General features: G+C 68.2%; 14 protein-coding genes and 1 pseudogene. 7 read left to right on the forward strand and 8 right to left on the reverse strand.

All coding sequences use genetic code 11. The annotated features are described in order from the left end of the window. Together ACNA7R_RS15690 and ACNA7R_RS15695 are read left to right on the forward strand one after the other, a co-directional pair. A pseudogene (locus ACNA7R_RS15690) lies at nt 1-252 on the forward strand (threonine-phosphate decarboxylase); the annotation flags it as partial. Next, on the forward strand, nt 240-1,019 hold the full coding sequence (locus tag ACNA7R_RS15695) for an adenosylcobinamide amidohydrolase (RefSeq protein WP_416284484.1): 780 nt from the start codon (nt 240-242) through the stop codon (nt 1,017-1,019). The pseudogene ACNA7R_RS15690 and the gene ACNA7R_RS15695, both read left to right, overlap by 13 nt. A gap of 11 nt (nt 1,020-1,030) precedes the next feature. Here ACNA7R_RS15695 and ACNA7R_RS15700 read toward each other — a convergent pair whose 3' ends face one another. Both ACNA7R_RS15700 and ACNA7R_RS15705 read right to left on the reverse strand, forming a co-directional pair. Further along, nucleotides 1,031-2,746 (reverse strand): asparagine synthase-related protein, encoded by a 1,716-nt coding sequence (locus ACNA7R_RS15700; protein WP_416284485.1) that lies wholly within the window; start codon nt 2,744-2,746, stop codon nt 1,031-1,033. Nucleotides 2,747-3,028: 282 nt separating this feature from the next. Continuing rightward, entirely contained in the window at nt 3,029-5,128 is a 2,100-nt protein-coding gene (locus ACNA7R_RS15705) for a cation:proton antiporter (protein WP_416284486.1), read from the reverse strand. Between the two features lie 135 nt (nt 5,129-5,263). Here ACNA7R_RS15705 and ACNA7R_RS15710 point away from each other — a divergent pair, with 135 nt between their 5' ends. Together ACNA7R_RS15710 and ACNA7R_RS15715 are read left to right on the forward strand one after the other, a co-directional pair. Continuing rightward, nucleotides 5,264-5,680: a hypothetical protein gene (locus tag ACNA7R_RS15710; protein WP_416284487.1), complete on the forward strand. Its 417-nt coding sequence runs from the start codon at nt 5,264-5,266 to the stop codon at nt 5,678-5,680. A 100-nt stretch (nt 5,681-5,780) separates the two neighbouring features. Continuing rightward, nucleotides 5,781-5,990: a hypothetical protein gene (locus ACNA7R_RS15715; protein ID WP_416284488.1), complete on the forward strand. Its 210-nt coding sequence runs from the start codon at nt 5,781-5,783 to the stop codon at nt 5,988-5,990. Nucleotides 5,991-6,021: 31 nt separating this feature from the next. Here ACNA7R_RS15715 and dhaM read toward each other — a convergent pair whose 3' ends face one another. Genes dhaM through dhaK form a run of 3 tightly spaced genes read right to left on the reverse strand, consistent with a single transcriptional unit; the run spans nt 6,022 to nt 8,148 of the window. Next, on the reverse strand, nt 6,022-6,408 hold the full coding sequence (gene dhaM / locus ACNA7R_RS15720; RefSeq protein ID WP_416284489.1) for a dihydroxyacetone kinase phosphoryl donor subunit DhaM: 387 nt from the start codon (nt 6,406-6,408) through the stop codon (nt 6,022-6,024). Then, a complete protein-coding gene (dhaL, locus tag ACNA7R_RS15725) occupies nt 6,408-7,136 on the reverse strand; it encodes a dihydroxyacetone kinase subunit DhaL (protein WP_416284490.1) in 729 nt (242 codons plus the stop codon). Before dhaL ends, dhaM begins: the two co-directional genes overlap by 1 nt. 7 nt (nt 7,137-7,143) lie before the next feature. Next, the gene (gene dhaK, locus ACNA7R_RS15730) at nt 7,144-8,148 is read right to left on the reverse strand and encodes a dihydroxyacetone kinase subunit DhaK (protein WP_416284491.1); all 1,005 of its coding nucleotides are present in this window, start codon (nt 8,146-8,148) and stop codon (nt 7,144-7,146) included. Nucleotides 8,149-8,344: 196 nt separating this feature from the next. Between dhaK and ACNA7R_RS15735 the strand changes: the two genes are divergently transcribed. Beyond that, complete coding sequence (locus ACNA7R_RS15735; RefSeq protein ID WP_416284492.1) at nt 8,345-9,355, forward strand: amidohydrolase family protein; 1,011 nt, start codon at nt 8,345-8,347, stop codon at nt 9,353-9,355. 62 nt (nt 9,356-9,417) lie between these two features. Beyond that, the gene (locus tag ACNA7R_RS15740; protein WP_416284493.1) at nt 9,418-9,684 is read left to right on the forward strand and encodes an amphi-Trp domain-containing protein; all 267 of its coding nucleotides are present in this window, start codon (nt 9,418-9,420) and stop codon (nt 9,682-9,684) included. Between the two features lie 305 nt (nt 9,685-9,989). Here the strand turns inward: ACNA7R_RS15740 and ACNA7R_RS15745 are convergent, their stop codons facing one another. After that, nucleotides 9,990-10,877 (reverse strand): sulfurtransferase, encoded by an 888-nt coding sequence (locus ACNA7R_RS15745; protein WP_416284494.1) that lies wholly within the window; start codon nt 10,875-10,877, stop codon nt 9,990-9,992. A 106-nt stretch (nt 10,878-10,983) separates the two neighbouring features. Here ACNA7R_RS15745 and ACNA7R_RS15750 point away from each other — a divergent pair, with 106 nt between their 5' ends. After that, nucleotides 10,984-11,706, forward strand: a complete 723-nt coding sequence (locus ACNA7R_RS15750) for a fumarylacetoacetate hydrolase family protein (RefSeq protein ID WP_416284495.1) — start codon at nt 10,984-10,986, stop codon at nt 11,704-11,706. A 38-nt stretch (nt 11,707-11,744) separates the two neighbouring features. Here the strand turns inward: ACNA7R_RS15750 and ACNA7R_RS15755 are convergent, their stop codons facing one another. Together ACNA7R_RS15755 and folP are read right to left on the reverse strand one after the other, a co-directional pair. Beyond that, complete coding sequence (locus tag ACNA7R_RS15755; protein WP_416284496.1) at nt 11,745-12,404, reverse strand: helix-turn-helix domain-containing protein; 660 nt, start codon at nt 12,402-12,404, stop codon at nt 11,745-11,747. 168 nt (nt 12,405-12,572) lie between these two features. Beyond that, the coding region (folP, locus tag ACNA7R_RS15760; protein ID WP_416284497.1) for a dihydropteroate synthase at nt 12,573-14,673 on the reverse strand (2,101 nt) is incomplete at its 5' end.

The following is a 14,673-nucleotide window of genomic DNA, read 5'->3' on the forward strand; positions in this document are numbered from 1 at the left end:
GTCGCCCGCGAGCGCGAGCGGATGCGGGAGGCGCTGTCGGCCCGCTTCGAGGTCGCCCCCTCGAACGCCCCCTACCTCCTGTGCGACGTCGGCGATCGGAGCGTGGCGGGGGTTCTCGAGCGCGCCCGCGATCGGGGCGTCGCGATCCGGGACGCGACGACGTTCCGGGGACTGGACTCCCACGTCCGGGTGGCGGTCAAGGATCGGGAGGCGAACGACCGGCTCATCGAGGCGCTGGGGTGTCCGCCGTGAGCGACGGGCCCCACCTCGAGAGTCGGAGACGGGACGGCGTCTTACGGCTCGCCCGACCGGAGACAGAGTGGCTCTCGACGGGGTGGAACGGCGGGCGTCAGCGAGCCGACTGTGCGTACAACGTCTCGGTGCCCGAGGGGTGGGGACGAACCGATCTCGGAATCTACGCCGACGAGCGCCTCGAGCGAGCCGGCTTCGAGGATCGCGGTCCCGTACTGTTTACGGGGGTCGACGTCGCCGACGCCCGGGGCGCACACTGCGGCCCGGTGACGGCCTACGCGACCGCGGGAGTCTCGAACCCGGCCGCGCTGCCGATGGAACCGTCGGGCGGCTCGCTCGGGGCCTCGAGCGACGACGGCTCGGACGCCGACTCGCCGGCGGGAACCGTCAACGTCATTGTGTACGCCGATCGCGGGCTCGCCGACGGCGCGCTGGCGAACCTCCTCGCGGTCGCCGCGGAGGCGAAGGCGGCGACGCTGCTCGCCGAGACGGGGTTTCCGGGGACGACGACGGACGCGATCGTCGTCGGCCACGACCCGGACGGCGAGCCCGCAGCCTTCTCAGGGAGCGCGACGACCGTCGGCGCGGCGACTCGAGCCTGCGTTCGCGACGCCGTTCGCGCCTCGCTGCGGGCCCACTACGGACCCGATGGCGACGTCGAGCGTCCCGACTCGCTCGAGGACGCGGCCTACGGCGTCTCGACCGACGTACGGGCGCGGGTGCTCGAGCCCGGGCTCGAGGCGGCCGACGGCGAGCCCGACCGGTAGTCGGTGATCGCTCAGTGGCGCCCCTGCACCGCGGGCCGACTCCTGATCGACGGCTCGGGCGACGGCTCGATCGGATCGAGGGCGGCGACGAGAGTCGCCAGCTGGTAGCGCTGGTGCGGGCGGTGTCCGCTCCCGTCCCACGCGATCCGCTGGACCTCCTCGGCCGAGAAGCGGCGACCGACGCCGTCGGCGTCCGCGACGGCCTCGGCGAGCAGCTGTCGGGAGTGGATCCCGGCCTCTCCCCGGCTCCGAACCAGGGAGAGGACCCGTTCTTTCAGCCCGGGCCGAGCGCCGAGCCAGCCGTAGGCGAACTTCTTGGCCCTGTACTCGGCGGAGGTGATCGGAACGCCGAAGTCGACGTACTCGATCTCGGCGAGCTCCCGGGAGAGCAGGGAGAGAAACTCGCGATACAGCTCGGTCCCCGCCTTCTGCTCGGGCGGACAGGCCATCGCCGCCGCGAACAAGTCCGGCGCGTAGAACGGCGTCGTCGACCAGAGGTGGTGTCGGGTCCGATCCTCGCCGTGGTTGAGCATGTTGATCCCGCGCTCGCGGATCAGGAAGTGAACGTGGGCCCCCTCGAGGGTCGCTTCGGGGTAGGACGCGATCCGGTCGCCGACGGAGTCCACGAGCCGACCCGGCTCGAGTCCGATCAGCTCCTCGATCTCGTCGGGCGCGAACTGCCGGTTCGTTCGGACGAGCGTCTCGACGAGGTCCGTCCTCGAGTCGACCGCCGTCGGCGGGGTCAGGTCGGGGAAGAGCTTGTCGCCGCCGTCGCCGGTCACCAGGGTCGCCCCCGGGTGATCGGCGGCGAGCTGCTCGGCGAAATCCAGGCCGAGCGCCATCCCGACGGTGTTCATCCCCTGGCTCATCTCCAGCAGCGCCTCCCGGTGGCGCTCGGATCTGTCGACGAAGTACGACGACCACGGCACTCCGAGGGAGTGGGCGACCTCGCGGGCGACGTTGGCCTCGTCGGCGTTGGAGCCGTCCTCCCGTACCGACGTCGCGGCGAGCAGCGTTCCCTCGCCGACGTCGCCCAGCACCGCATCGTAGCCGGCGATCGCCGCGCGCGAGTCGAGTCCGCCGCTCAGCGAGACGATCGACGTCTCGGTCGCCCCGGCGCGTCGACGACACGCCTCGACGAATCGATCCTTCAAGATGCGGGCGTTGTCGCTCACGCTCCGTCCGTCGTTCTCGTGACGGTCGAACCGGAACTCGTGAAGCGACGTGACCTCGTCGTGTTCGACCTCGAGCAGCGAGCCCGGCGGCAGCTGGCTGATTTCGTCGAACGGCGTTCGAGTGCCCAGCGGGTAGCCGAACAGCAGCATCTGTCCGAGACCGAGCCGATCGACACCGATGTCCGCCCCCCGAAGAGCGGCCGCGAGCCGACGGACGACCTTGAGCTCGCGGGTGACGATCGTCGTCTCCCCGATCGTGGCTCGATAGGTCGGGAGCCGTCCGAAAACGTCGTTTACGACCCAGGTGGTCCCGCTCGAGCGGTCGACGACGGTGATGAGAAACTCCCCGTCCCGCGTCGCTACCCACTTGGAGAGGCGATCGATGTTACCCTCGTCGATCCACGCCGCCACGTTCTCGAGGGCGGCCTCGGTGTCGCGGCGATCGTAGAGCCGTCCCTCGAGCAGGATCGTCCGGTCGTCGGTTTCGACGACTTCGGTCGGATACGCCTCGTACCCGGTGTGTGCGATCCGTACTCCGGTGGTTCGAGCCACCGTTTCGCGATCGTAGCGATCGGTGAAGCAAACGGAGTCGAGTGCGCGGTCGACATCCCCCTGATCGACGGTCCCCCCATAACACCTGACGATAGTCGTTCCAGGCATCCGTTGGAAATGCACACTACCCCGTGATCAAATCAGCGGTTTGTCACTTACGTCGAGCGCTAGATTTTACCCGGGAGAGCGTTATTTCCTGTCGATTAACTCACTTACCGTGATACGTTTTCGACTTCCGTCGCGCGTAAGCGGGTGAAAGCGCGTGGAACAGTTCCGGGAGGGCTACGCGAGCCGGAGGAAGCGCCGATCGTCCTCGCGCTCCTCGGTCGCGGGGTACATGATCACGAAGTTCCCCGCTGTGAGCGTGGAGATGCGCTTGGGCAGCGTCTGCAGTTCGGGATGCCAGCCGGGATCGTCCCGGCGGGAGCTCACACAGACGACGAGATCGTCGTCACGCGTCTCCGTACGGAGTCGCGAGCGAAGCGCCGTCCAGTCGGGCACCGGCTCGAACTCCTCGGGGACGTCCGGTTCGACGGTCGCGAACGCGTCCTCGAGTCGCTCGGGGTCACCGTCGACCGCGAGGACGCGGATCGGCGCACTGGTTCGCTCGGCGACGAGCTTCGCCGTGCGCACCGCCTCCGGAAACCCGTCGTTGCGGTCGATCCCCGGCGGGAGAACCAGAACGAGCCGACGGGTCGTGTTGAGCGGTTCCCGAACGCGTCCGACCAGCGTCAGCTGAGTGGTTCGGCACAGCACCTGATCGATGGTGTGGCCGAACACCCGCTGTTCCCGCGAGCCGGCGCCGTCCCAGCCGATGACGAGCGTCGAGATCCGGTTCTCGAGCGCCGAGCGGACGATCCCTGAGGCGACGTTGTGATCGATCCGCGTGTGGCTCTCGATCGTCACCTCGGCGCCCGCGGCGTACTCCTCGAGTTCGTCGAAGCGCGCCTCGGCCTCGGCGACCCGTGATCTCGTTCGAGCGGCGGCGTCCGGACGAACGACCGAAACCGTGTGTACGGGCTCCTCGGCGCGCGCGTCGCGGATCGAAAACGCGAGGTCCAGCAGCGCCTCGGCGTACCGCGAGTCCTTCGAAACGGGAACGAGGATCCGCTGTGGCGTCTCGCTGGGATCGTAGGGTCGCCGCTCGCGGTTCCGGGCGAGGACGCCGCCGGAGCGCTCGACGACGGCGGGGCTGACGAGGGCGACGACGAGGATCATCAACACGACCGCGTTGATCATCTCGAGCCCGAACCCGGGGACGCCGGCGTCGAAGCCGATCTGGACGATCGCCAGCGCGGCGGCGGCCTGTCCGACCGAGAGACCGAACATGCTCCGGACCTCGTCGCGATCGTAGTCGTAGAGCCGTCCGGTTACCCACGCCGCGGCGTACTTCGTCGTGACCACCATGACGATCAGCGAGCCGGCGATGGCCAGCGTGTCGGTGCCCGCGAACAGGACGCGGGCGTCGACGAGCATCCCGACCGACAGCAGGAAGAAGGGGATAAAGAGTGCGTTGCCGACGAACTCGATGCGGTTCATCAGCGGCCCGGTCTCCGGAACCAGGCGGTTGAGCGCGAGTCCCGCGAGGAACGCGCCGACGATGTGCTCGACGCCGACGAGTTCGGCCAGGAACGCACACAGAAAGAGGACGGCCATCACGAACAGGAACTCGAAGTAGCTCTCCTCGGTGTAGCCGCGGAAGAACCACCGGCCCAGCCGGGGCACGAGCAACCAGACGCCGACGAAGAAGACGGCCAGTCCGACCCCGAGCTGGAGCCAGAACGCCGCGTCGAGCGCCCCGTCGGTGGAGGCGATCACGACCGCGAGGACGAGCAGGGCGAGGGTGTCGGTCAGGATCGTTCCGCCGATCGTCGCGGTCACCGCCTCGTTGGTCGCGATTCCCAGACGGTTGACGATGGGGTACGCGAGTAGCGTGTGCGAGGCGAAGATGGCCGCGAACAGCGACGCCCCCGCGACGGTCAGCTCGAGGAGGTAGACGCCCACGACCGTCCCGACTACCTGCGGGATGAGAAAGGAGAGCAGCCCGAAGACGACGCTGCGGTCCTTGTACTCGACGAACTGGTTGAGGTTGATCTCGAGGCCCGCGACGAACATCAGGTAGACGAGTCCGACCTCGCCGAGCAGCTGGATCGTCTCGTCGCGCTCGAGCAGGTACACGCCGTTCGGGCCGATTGCCGCGCCGACGAGGATGATCCCGACGATCCCGGGAAGTCGGTAGCGTTTGAGTACCAGCGGGACGGTCAGGAATATCACCATCGCGAGCCCGAAGATGAGGATCGGGTCGTCGAACGGGATCGAGATCGGCGGCTCCCCCGCGGCGCTGACAACGCTCGACGCACCTGCGTCTCGCCGGATCTCCATCGTCCGGACCGTCGGTCGCCCGACACATCAAGGACTAGCTATTCCATCGCCGGGTCTGTCCGACCGCGCCGGCCAGCGGCGCCGGACGACGGCGACCCGCCGCCGTTAACACCGCGGCACCCCTACGGGCGATCGATGACAGCCGATGCGGACCCGTCGACGATTCGTTCGATCGCCGTCTCGAGGGACGATGTCGTCGACGCCTTCGTCTACGGACGCGAGAACCCCGGCGCGGCGGTCCTCCGGGCGACGCCGCCGTTCCACGGCCGGATGCGGGCCCGGATCCACGTCTATCGGGCCGACGACGCCCGCGTGACGGGTGCGATTCACGTTCAGCCCGAGACGCTTCTCGAGGACGACGCGGTCGCGAGCTACCCGACCCTCGAAGACGAACTCGAGGGCGCGTCGTCGGACGAAACCGAGCGGATCCGAAAGCGACACGCCGAAGCGGTCGACGCGTGGCGGGAGCGAGCGCGGGAGGCGATCGTCGAGACGGTCGCGCTCGAGGCCCACGATGGCTCGACGACCGTTTCGGTCAAACCCCTCGAGTAGCCCGGCGAACCGATCGAATTCGACGATCGGTCGCCCTCCCGCACTTTCACTTTCACTCCGGACGGATCGGATTGACGTTCCGTCCGTCCGATCGATAGGTATGTCCCAGACCGTAGTGCGGATCGACGCCCGGAGCCAGCGAACCGAGCCGACCGACGCCGCTGCGACGGTCGAGCCGCCCAGACGTCGGGTCGACGTCTCCTCGCTACACCTCGACGAGATCCAGACCTACGTCGACGCGAACCTCGAGACCGACCGCGTCTCCCTCGAGCGTCGCGGCTCCCGGACGTTCCTCCTGGTCGAGCGCTGACGGTCACCCGGTGGTCGGCGGCCGCACGCGACTACAGTTTCGAGACGCCCGCCGCCTCTTCCGCAGCCTCGCGTACCTCCGCGACGGTCGCGTTCGGCGCCGTCGCCGCGACGGCCGCGTTGAGCGCCCCCTCGAGGACCGGCGCATCCGCGACGACCGCCTCGTCGATGGCGGCCTCCTCGAGGGCGAGTTCGGCGTTCATCACGGCGCTGCCGAGGTCGACGAGGACGACGACGCCCTCGCCGCTCCCGTCAGCCGCCTCGACCGCCTCCCGGATCGGTCCCGGCGTCGTTCCGATCCGGCCGTCCTCGGTTCCGCCGACGGCCTCGATCCGGGCGTCGCCGCCCATCTCCCGGGCGATCTCTCGGATCCCCTCGGCGGCTCGCTCGCTGTGTGAGACCACGACGATGCCGACCATCAGCAGCCCCCGTCGCCGTTTCCGTCGACGGCGGGCTCCTCGAGTTCCTCGGGGTCGACGTCGGCTTCGGCGTCGATCTCGACGTCGCCGTCCAGGTACGCCTCGGCGACCCCGAACAGCTCCTCGAGCAGGTAGAGGGTGCTCGTCGCGCCGGGGTCCTGGTGGCCGACGGAGCGCCAGCCGAGGTACGAGGCCCGACCCTTTTTTGCGCGTATCGGCGTCGTAAACGCGACGCCGCGCTCGGCGGCGTCGACGGCCTTCCCCAGCGCCTCGAGGGGGTCGCAGTCGTCGACCTCGATCGATTTCTTGTAGGTGTGGACGGCCGGCGTGATCGCGTCGACCATCGTCTTGTCGCCGACGGACGCCTTGCCCCGTTCCTCGACCGTCTCGAGGTAGCGCTCGGCGAACGCGACCGACGACTCGGCGGTGATCCCCTCCTCGAACTCCTGACTCGCCTTCATCAGCGACCCGCCGTACAGCGGCCCGGCGGCCCCGCCGACCTCCGAGACGAGGGCGACGCCGATCGTCTTGACGAGGTCGGCGGGATCGTCGTCGGCGTCCTCGAGTCGTTCCAGGGCGGCCTGGAACCCGCGGTTCATGTTCGCGCCGTGGTCGGCGTCGCCGATCGCGGAGTCGAGGTCGGTCAGGTGCGTCCGCTCCTCGGCCATCCGGTCCGCGGCCGCCTCGGCCGCCTCGCGGATCGCGTCGGACTGGGTGTCCCGATCCATCCCGCTCTCACTCCTCCGTCACCGTCAGCCCGGGGGTTTCGGCCGGGTACGCGAGCAGTTCCTTCAGCTCGTCGTCGAGTTCGAGCACCGTGATCGAACACCCCATCATGTCCAACGAGGTCATGTAGTCGCCGACCCGGGCGTTCCAGGTCTCGAGCCCGCGATCCTCGAGCAGCGCCTGGAGCCGGCGGTTGACGACGTACAGCTCCATCAGCGGCGTTCCGCCCATCCCGTTGACGATCGTCGCGACCTCGGCACCCGACTCGAGTTCGAGGTCCTCGAGGACGGCCTCCGCGAGGTGGTCGGTGATCTCGTCGGCCGACATGACCTCGGTGCGTTCGGTCCCCGGCTCGCCGTGGATGCCGATCCCGAGTTCGATCTCGTCCTCGCTGAGGTCGAACGTCGGCTCGCCCTTCTCGGGGGTGACACAGGAGGTGAGCGCCGTTCCCATCGTTCCGACGCGGTCGTTTACCTTCTCGGCGACGCGTTCGATCTCCTCGAGATCGCCGCCCCGGTGGGCCACCGCGCCAGCGACCTTGTGGACGAAGATCGTCCCGGCGACTCCACGACGGCCGGACGTGTACAGCGAGTCCTCGACGGCGACGTCGTCGTCGACGACGACGTACCCGACGTCCGTGTCGGCCTCCATCTCGGCCATCTCGATCGCGGTCTCGAAGTTCATCACGTCGCCCTCGTAGTTCTTGACGACGCAGAACACCCCCTCGCCGCCGTCGCAGGCCTGAATCATCTCGCTCAGCTGGTCGGCCGTCGGCGACGTAAATACCTCGCCCGCGGCCGCCCCGTCGAGCATCCCGTCCCCGATGTACCCGGCGTGTGTCGGCTCGTGACCGCTGCCGCCGCCCGAGACGATGCCGACCTTTCCCTCGAGCGGGGCGTCGGCCCTGACGAGGACCTCGGTTCCCTCGAGCCGCCGTAGTTCGGGATGGGCCGCGACCATCCCCTCGAGCATCTCGTCGACGACCGCATCCGGTTCGTTGATGAGTTTCTTCATACTCCCTACGGCTACCGTGGACACATAGCATGATAACGCTTGCTCGCAACCACGTCGCTCGAGGAGCGATGCAGGACGGACGCGCCGAAGGCCACCGGCCGCCATCGACGCGCGACGACGGGAGAGCGCGACGGGACCGGTCGGAACACCGACCGGTCACCCTCGGGATTTTTACGGCGTCGGTGGGAGGGCGCGTATGGTCAGACACGGGATCGGAGCGGACGACGGATCGACAGCCGACGACCGAGGGACGACGCGACGCCGAACGCTCGAGGGAGCCGCGGGGATCGCCGCGGCCGGAGTGATCGGCAGCGCCGGGTCCGCCAGCGCCGCCGACCAGGGGCAGACACGGCAGGACGGCGACCTCGAGGACGGTCCGCTCTTCGATACCCACTGTCACCTGATCCCCGAGGAGACCCTGGGCCGGGAACCGCTGTCTGCTGATGGCCTGGTGGCGTGGATGGACGACAACGGCATCGATCGTGCGGTCGTGCTGGCGCTCGACTCCCCCGAGAGCTACCCCGTGCTCGCCTCGAGTCCGTGGATCCTCGACCAGGTCGAGGCCTACCCCGATCGACTGATTCCGTTCTGTTCGATCGATCCCCGGACGCTCGTCTACGGCGAGGACGCCGTCGAGGAGCTGCTCGAGCGGTACGTCGAGCGCGGCGCCCGCGGGTTCGGCGAGCTGAAAGCCGGCGTCCCGATCGACGATTCCCGCGCCGAACGGATCTACGAGCTGTGCGCCGACTACGGGCTGCCGATCCTGTTTCACACCGACGAGAAGGCGATGATCGACGAGGTCGGCCTGCCGGGGCTCGAGGACGTGGTCGCCTCCTTCCCGGAGGTGGACTTCCTCGCGCACGCCCACGGCTGGTGGGCCCACGTCGCGGCCGACGTCGAGGAGGCCGATCTCGGGGATTACCCCGACGGCGAGGTCGACGAGCCCGGTCGCGTCCCGGAGCTGCTCGGGCGGTACGACAACCTCTACGGCGACCTCTCGGGGATCTCGGGCTGGAACGCGCTGACACGGGACCCCGCGTTCGGGCAGGCGTTCCTCGAGGCGTACTCGGAGCAGCTGATCTTCGGCACCGACTACATCTACCCCGGCCAGGCGGTCCCGCAGCTCGAGCTGTTCGAGCGGTTCGACCTCGAGCGCTCGGCGCGGGAGGCGATCCGGTACCGAAACCTCGAGGACGTGCTTCGCTAACGATAGCGGGCCTGCCAATTCGCCGCCAACGTATATCCGTTCGTACGGTGGACAACACGCACATGGCCGAAACGACGGACCACGAAGAGGACGTTTCGCGCGAGGAAGCAGCCGACCTCCTGCAGGATCTCGCCCGGGAGATCCGCGGACAGGGAGCGGGGCCGATCGACGTTCACGTCGGCAACAAGACCCTGGCGTTGACCCCGTCCTCGACGCTCGAGTACGGAATCGAGGTCGAGGAACGCTCGCCGATGCTCGGCGGCGAGCGCGAGGAGATCACCGTCACGCTCGAGTGGGAAGTCGACGACGAGCCAACCGAGCAACGGTAGCTGCCGTCGTCGCGTCACGCTCGAAAAGCGAGTTCTCGAGCCGCTTTTCGCTCGGCTCTCGAGCGGTCCGTGAAAGCTCCAGTCTCGCACGACTCACTCACCCTCGCCCTTCTCGCGGGTCGCTTCGCTCCCCGCTCGCATTTTCGAGGGTTCGTTCGCTGCACTCACTCACCCTCGCCCTTCTCGCGGGTCGCTTCGCTCCCCGCTCGCATTTTCGAGGGTTCGTTCGCTGCACTCACTCACCCTCGCCCTTCTCGCGGGTCACATCCGTTCCCCGCTCGCTTTCTAGGAGAATTTCGCTTCGCTCAATTCTCCCCCTTCTCTATCGGCGCTCGAATCAAATTCCCCCACTCGGTCCAGGAGCCGTCGTAGTTGTGGACGTCCTCGTAACCCAGCAACTCGTGCAGGGCGAACCACGCGATGGCGGAGCGCTCGCCGACCCGGCAGTAGGTGACGACCGACTCGTCGCCGTCGATCCCCGAATCGGCGTACAGCGCCTCGAGTTCGTCCGGCTCCTTGAACCGCCCGTCGTCGCGCAGGTTCGTCTTCACCGGGACGTTCGAGGCGCCGGGGATGTGCCCGCCGCGCTGGGCGGTCTCCCGGAGCCCCTCGGGGGCGATGATCTCGCCCGAGAACTCCTCGGGCGAGCGAACGTCGACCATCGGGATGCCGGCCTCGCGGGCCTTGTCGACGTCGTCCTTGTAGGCGCGGATGCTCTCGAAGGGGCCCTTCGCGGTGTACTCGACGGCGTCGAAGTCGGGTTCCTCGTCGGTGAGCGGATAGTCCTCGTTCACCCAGTAGTCCTTCCCGCCGTCCAGGACGCGGGCGTCCTCGTGGCCGTAGTACTTGAACTCCCAGTAGGCGAACAGGGCGAACCAGTTGGGGATCCAGCCGTTCCCGTAGAAGACGACCGTTGACTCCTCGTCGATGCCGTGATCGCCGACGACTCGCTCGAAGTCGTCCTTCTTGAGGATATCCCGCTGGTCCTGATCGGAGAGGTCCTCGTCCCACTGCATCCCGATCGCGCCCGGAACGTGGCCCTCGTCGTACCGCGAGGGGAAGTCTCCCTCGTCGGGCGACTCGGGGCTGTTCACTTCAACGAGACGGTAGTCGGGATCGTCGGCCTGGAACTCCTCGAGGCGGTCTTCGACCCAGTCCGCCGAAACTAACACGTCGGTGTCGTACTCGCTCATGCAAAGCGTGCTCCGACGAGCAGCGGGAAAAGCGTAACACGGGTCGAGCCGACACGTCCGAATCCAAACCGGTAGAGCTACGCGGCTGGACGCGAGACCGCCGACAATGCGACTTGCACGGATCGATACGGCGGACGGACCGGTAGCCGGCGAGTACGAGGACGGCGTCGTTCGCGCCGACGGCGCCGAGTACGAGGTCGGCGTCGACGGCGACCTCCTTCCGCCCTGCGACCCCTCGGCGATGTACTGCGTCGGGCGCAACTACGCCGAGACGCTCGACCAGATGGAGTACGAGCGCCCCGAGGAGCCCGACTTCTTCATCAAACCGCCGGCGTCGCTGCTGGCTCACGAGGACCCGATCGAGTACCCCGAGTTCACCGAGGAGCTGACCTACGCCGGGGAACTCGCCGCGGTGATCGACGAGCGCTGTCACGACGTTTCCGAGGACGAGGTCCCAGATGTCGTCCGCGGCTACACCATCATGAACGACGTCGACGCGCTCGACCAGCAGGGCCGCACGGCGAGAAAGGCCTTCGACGGCTCCGGACCGCTCGGACCGTGGCTCGAGACCGACCTCGACCCGCGAGGGATCGACATGCACACCGATATCGGCGACGAGCGACGCCAGGACGCGAACACGGAGCTCATGCTGTTCGACCCCTACGAGATCGTCTCCTACCTCTCGAAGCGCTTTACGTTCCGCCCCGGCGACGTCGTCGCCTTCGGCAGCCCCGCGAACCCGGGGCTGGTCGAGCCCGGCGACACCGTGGAGATCACCTACGAGGGCGTCGGCACGCTCCGAAACGGGATCGTCGCCTCGAGCGAGTAGTCGCTCGCCCCTGTTTCACAGCTGCGTCGGAAGGACTCTTACTCGATGTCCTCGCCGTCCAGCAGCGCGGCGGAGATCAGGTTCCGCATCCCGCGCCGGAGCCGTCCGCTCATGGCCGTCGAGGAGAGGCCAATCTCGTCGGCGATGTCGCTCAGCGCCATCTCTCGAGGCTCGCTGAAGTAACCGCAGTCGTAGGCCACCGTCAGCGCCTCGACCTGTTCCTCGGTCAGCCCGTAGGCGACGCCGGTCTCGTTGCGAGCCCGGCCGTACACCTCGACGATGTCGAAGCTCACGTCGTCCTCCTCGGAGTACTCCCAGATCGTGGTCAGCGCCTCCCGATCGGGAAGGTGGAGGGTGACGAACCAGCCTCGACACTTCGTCTCGGCGGATGACATGAACCCGTTTACCTGCGTGACGACGGGACTGAGCAGCTTCGTCTCCACCGAGTGCTCGATGTAGTAGATGTGGGTGTCCTCGCCCTCGTCGACCAGATAGTAGTCGCCGACGGTCGGATCCGCCTCGAGGAACCCCTCGAGTTCGTCGACGTCGTCGTACTCGAGGAGAAACGGGAAGACCTGCGATCCCGGATCGGTGTTGGCCTGCGTGAGGACCTTGATTTCGAGGTCGTCCGCCCGTCGTAACGTCGGCACCAGCGCGAGGTGCTCGTGTTCCGCGTACGCTTTGACTGTGATCGACATCGCTCAGCGGTCGGAACGATCGTGAGGGGCTCGTTTTCTGGTGATTACTGGATTGTTCGGAAGCCCACCGCTGGTGGATCGGGAGATCATGTCACACACTCCTCAGGGGAGTCCCATAAGAGTATTTATCGTCGGTTCTCGGGTCGTTCCAGCCGATATCGACGGCAATTACCGACTGTCAGTCACCCGAACAGTCCGGATCGCGGCGTCGTTCTCGACGACGTCGTGAACCCGAACGACGTCGGCGCCGCGTTCGGCCGCCATCGTCGTGACCGCAACCGTCGGCGGGAGCCGGTTGCCGGGCTCGCAGCCGACCCGTTCGAACATCGACTTGCGGGAGTGGCCGACCATGAGCGGACAGCCGAGCGCCCGAAACTCGTCCAGTCGGGAGAGTAACTCGAAGCAATCGGCAGGAGTCTTGCCGAACCCGAACCCAGGGTCGACGACGATCCGATCGCGCTCGAGGCCGGCGCGTTCCGCCAGGAGGACCGTCTCCTGGAGGTCGTAAACGACCTCCTCGACGACGTCATCGTAGGCGACGTTCCGATCGGGGTCGACCGGCGCATCCAGGCTGTGCGTGACGACGAGGGTGGCGTCGTGGTCGGCGGCGACGAATCGCATCTCGGGGTCCTCGAGCCCGGAGACGTCGTTGACGATTTCGGCCCCCGCCTCGAGGGCCGCGTCGGCGACGGCGGCCTTCCGCGTGTCGATAGAGACGGGAACCTCGAGGTCGGCGAGCGCTTCGACGACGGGGACGACGCGGTCGATCTCCTTGGCGACCGGGACGGGGTCGGCGCCCGGCCGCGTCGACTCGCCGCCCACGTCGACGACGTCGGCACCCGCCTCGACCATCGCCACCGCGCGAGCGACGGCGTCCTCGAGCGCGTCGTACTCGCCGCCGTCGTGGAAGCTGTCGGGGGTGACGTTCAACACGCCCATGACGGCCGTCTCCCGGTCCCAGGGAAGCGGTCCGCCGTCTCTTCCACGGTCGGCGTTGTCGACGATCCTCCGGAGCTGACTCGAGACGTGAGCCAGCCCGAGTTCGTCGCCAGCGAGTTCGTCGATCAGCTCCCGGAACTGGGCGTTCGTCCCCGAGAGCACTGTCGTCACGCGGCGGGTGGAGGTCTCGGTCGGCGAGAGCGTACAGTCGCCGCCGATCGCCTCGAACACCCCGTGGATTCGATCGGCCTGGGGTCCCCGCAGATAGGTCTTGACCGTCCGGCCGACGGCCCGTTCGGCGGTCGCCTCGACGACCGATTCCTCGAGGCCCATCCCACCGAGCACCGATCGGGCTTCCGACTCCGTCTCGGTCCGCTTGGGCACCTGGAGACGGGACCACCGATCGCGGGCCTCCGCGACCGCGTACAGCGAGCCGGCGACGAGCACGAGGTCGTCCTCGTCGGCCCGCGAGAGCGCGCGCTCGGTCGCCTCGAGGACCGACCCGGAGCGGTCGATCCGTCCCGCTCGTCCCTCGAAGGCGTCGGCGAGAACCGAGAGCGATTCGGCCCGCGGGACGTTGGGCTGGCAGAGGAAGACCGAGTCGGGGTCGGGGAGCGCCGCGACCATCCCCTCGTGGTCCTTCTCGGTCATGGCGCCGAAGACCAGATGGAGGTCGTCGTACACGTAGCGCTCGAGGAGGTCGGCGAGCGTCTCGCAGGCGCCGGGGTTGTGCGCGCCGTCTAACACCGCGATCGGCGACCTCGAGACGACTTCGAAGCGGCCCGGCCAGTGGGCCTTGCGGAGCCCGCGCGCGATCACCTCGGGGTCGACCGACGCGATCTGGTCGGCCAGCACCGCCGCGACGCCGGCGTTGGTCGCCTGGTGGGAGCCGGGAAGGGGGAGGTTCGTCTCGACCGACCACTCCGGCGTCGTTATCGAGATCGCGCTCTCGACGGGCGAGTCGAGCCCGTGTTCGGTCGCGATTACGTCGGCACCGTCGCCGCCGACCGAGATCGCGTCCGTCTCCGTCCGGATCGCCTCGAGGGCCGCCCCGTCGGCGCCGGTGACCAGCGGGGCGTCGGCGGGGGCGACCTGGGCCTTGTCGCGGGCGATCTCCTCGATCGTCTCGCCGAGGAGATCCGTGTGCTCCAGGCTGACGCTGGTGACTGCGCTCGCGATCGGATCGACCGCGCTCGTCGCGTCGTAGCGCCCGCCGATCCCGACCTCGAGGACGGCGACGTCGACCGACTCGGCCGCGAAGTGTGAGAGGGCGAGCGCCGTGAGCACCTCGAAGTACGTCGGCGCGTCTCCGGCCTCCCGGAGCCGCTCG

The sequence above is a fragment of the Natronococcus sp. genome (genome assembly GCF_047921035.1).
Lineage (GTDB): Archaea > Halobacteriota > Halobacteria > Halobacteriales > Natrialbaceae > Natronococcus.

Coding starts and splice junctions, on each gene's coding strand:
- dhaL (WP_416284490.1), bottom strand. CDS start 7,136: ATGGATCGGGACACCCAGTCCGACGCGATCCGCGAGGCGGCCGAGGCG.
- dhaM (WP_416284489.1), bottom strand. CDS start 6,408: ATGGTCGGCATCGTCGTGGTCTCACACAGCGAGCGAGCCGCCGAGGGG.
- ACNA7R_RS15755 (WP_416284496.1), bottom strand. CDS start 12,404: ATGTCGATCACAGTCAAAGCGTACGCGGAACACGAGCACCTCGCGCTG.
- ACNA7R_RS15710 (WP_416284487.1), top strand. CDS start 5,264: ATGACAGCCGATGCGGACCCGTCGACGATTCGTTCGATCGCCGTCTCG.
- ACNA7R_RS15750 (WP_416284495.1), top strand. CDS start 10,984: ATGCGACTTGCACGGATCGATACGGCGGACGGACCGGTAGCCGGCGAG.
- dhaK (WP_416284491.1), bottom strand. CDS start 8,148: ATGAAGAAACTCATCAACGAACCGGATGCGGTCGTCGACGAGATGCTC.
- ACNA7R_RS15715 (WP_416284488.1), top strand. CDS start 5,781: ATGTCCCAGACCGTAGTGCGGATCGACGCCCGGAGCCAGCGAACCGAG.
- ACNA7R_RS15745 (WP_416284494.1), bottom strand. CDS start 10,877: ATGAGCGAGTACGACACCGACGTGTTAGTTTCGGCGGACTGGGTCGAA.
- ACNA7R_RS15740 (WP_416284493.1), top strand. CDS start 9,418: ATGGCCGAAACGACGGACCACGAAGAGGACGTTTCGCGCGAGGAAGCA.
- ACNA7R_RS15705 (WP_416284486.1), bottom strand. CDS start 5,128: ATGGAGATCCGGCGAGACGCAGGTGCGTCGAGCGTTGTCAGCGCCGCG.
- ACNA7R_RS15735 (WP_416284492.1), top strand. CDS start 8,345: ATGGTCAGACACGGGATCGGAGCGGACGACGGATCGACAGCCGACGAC.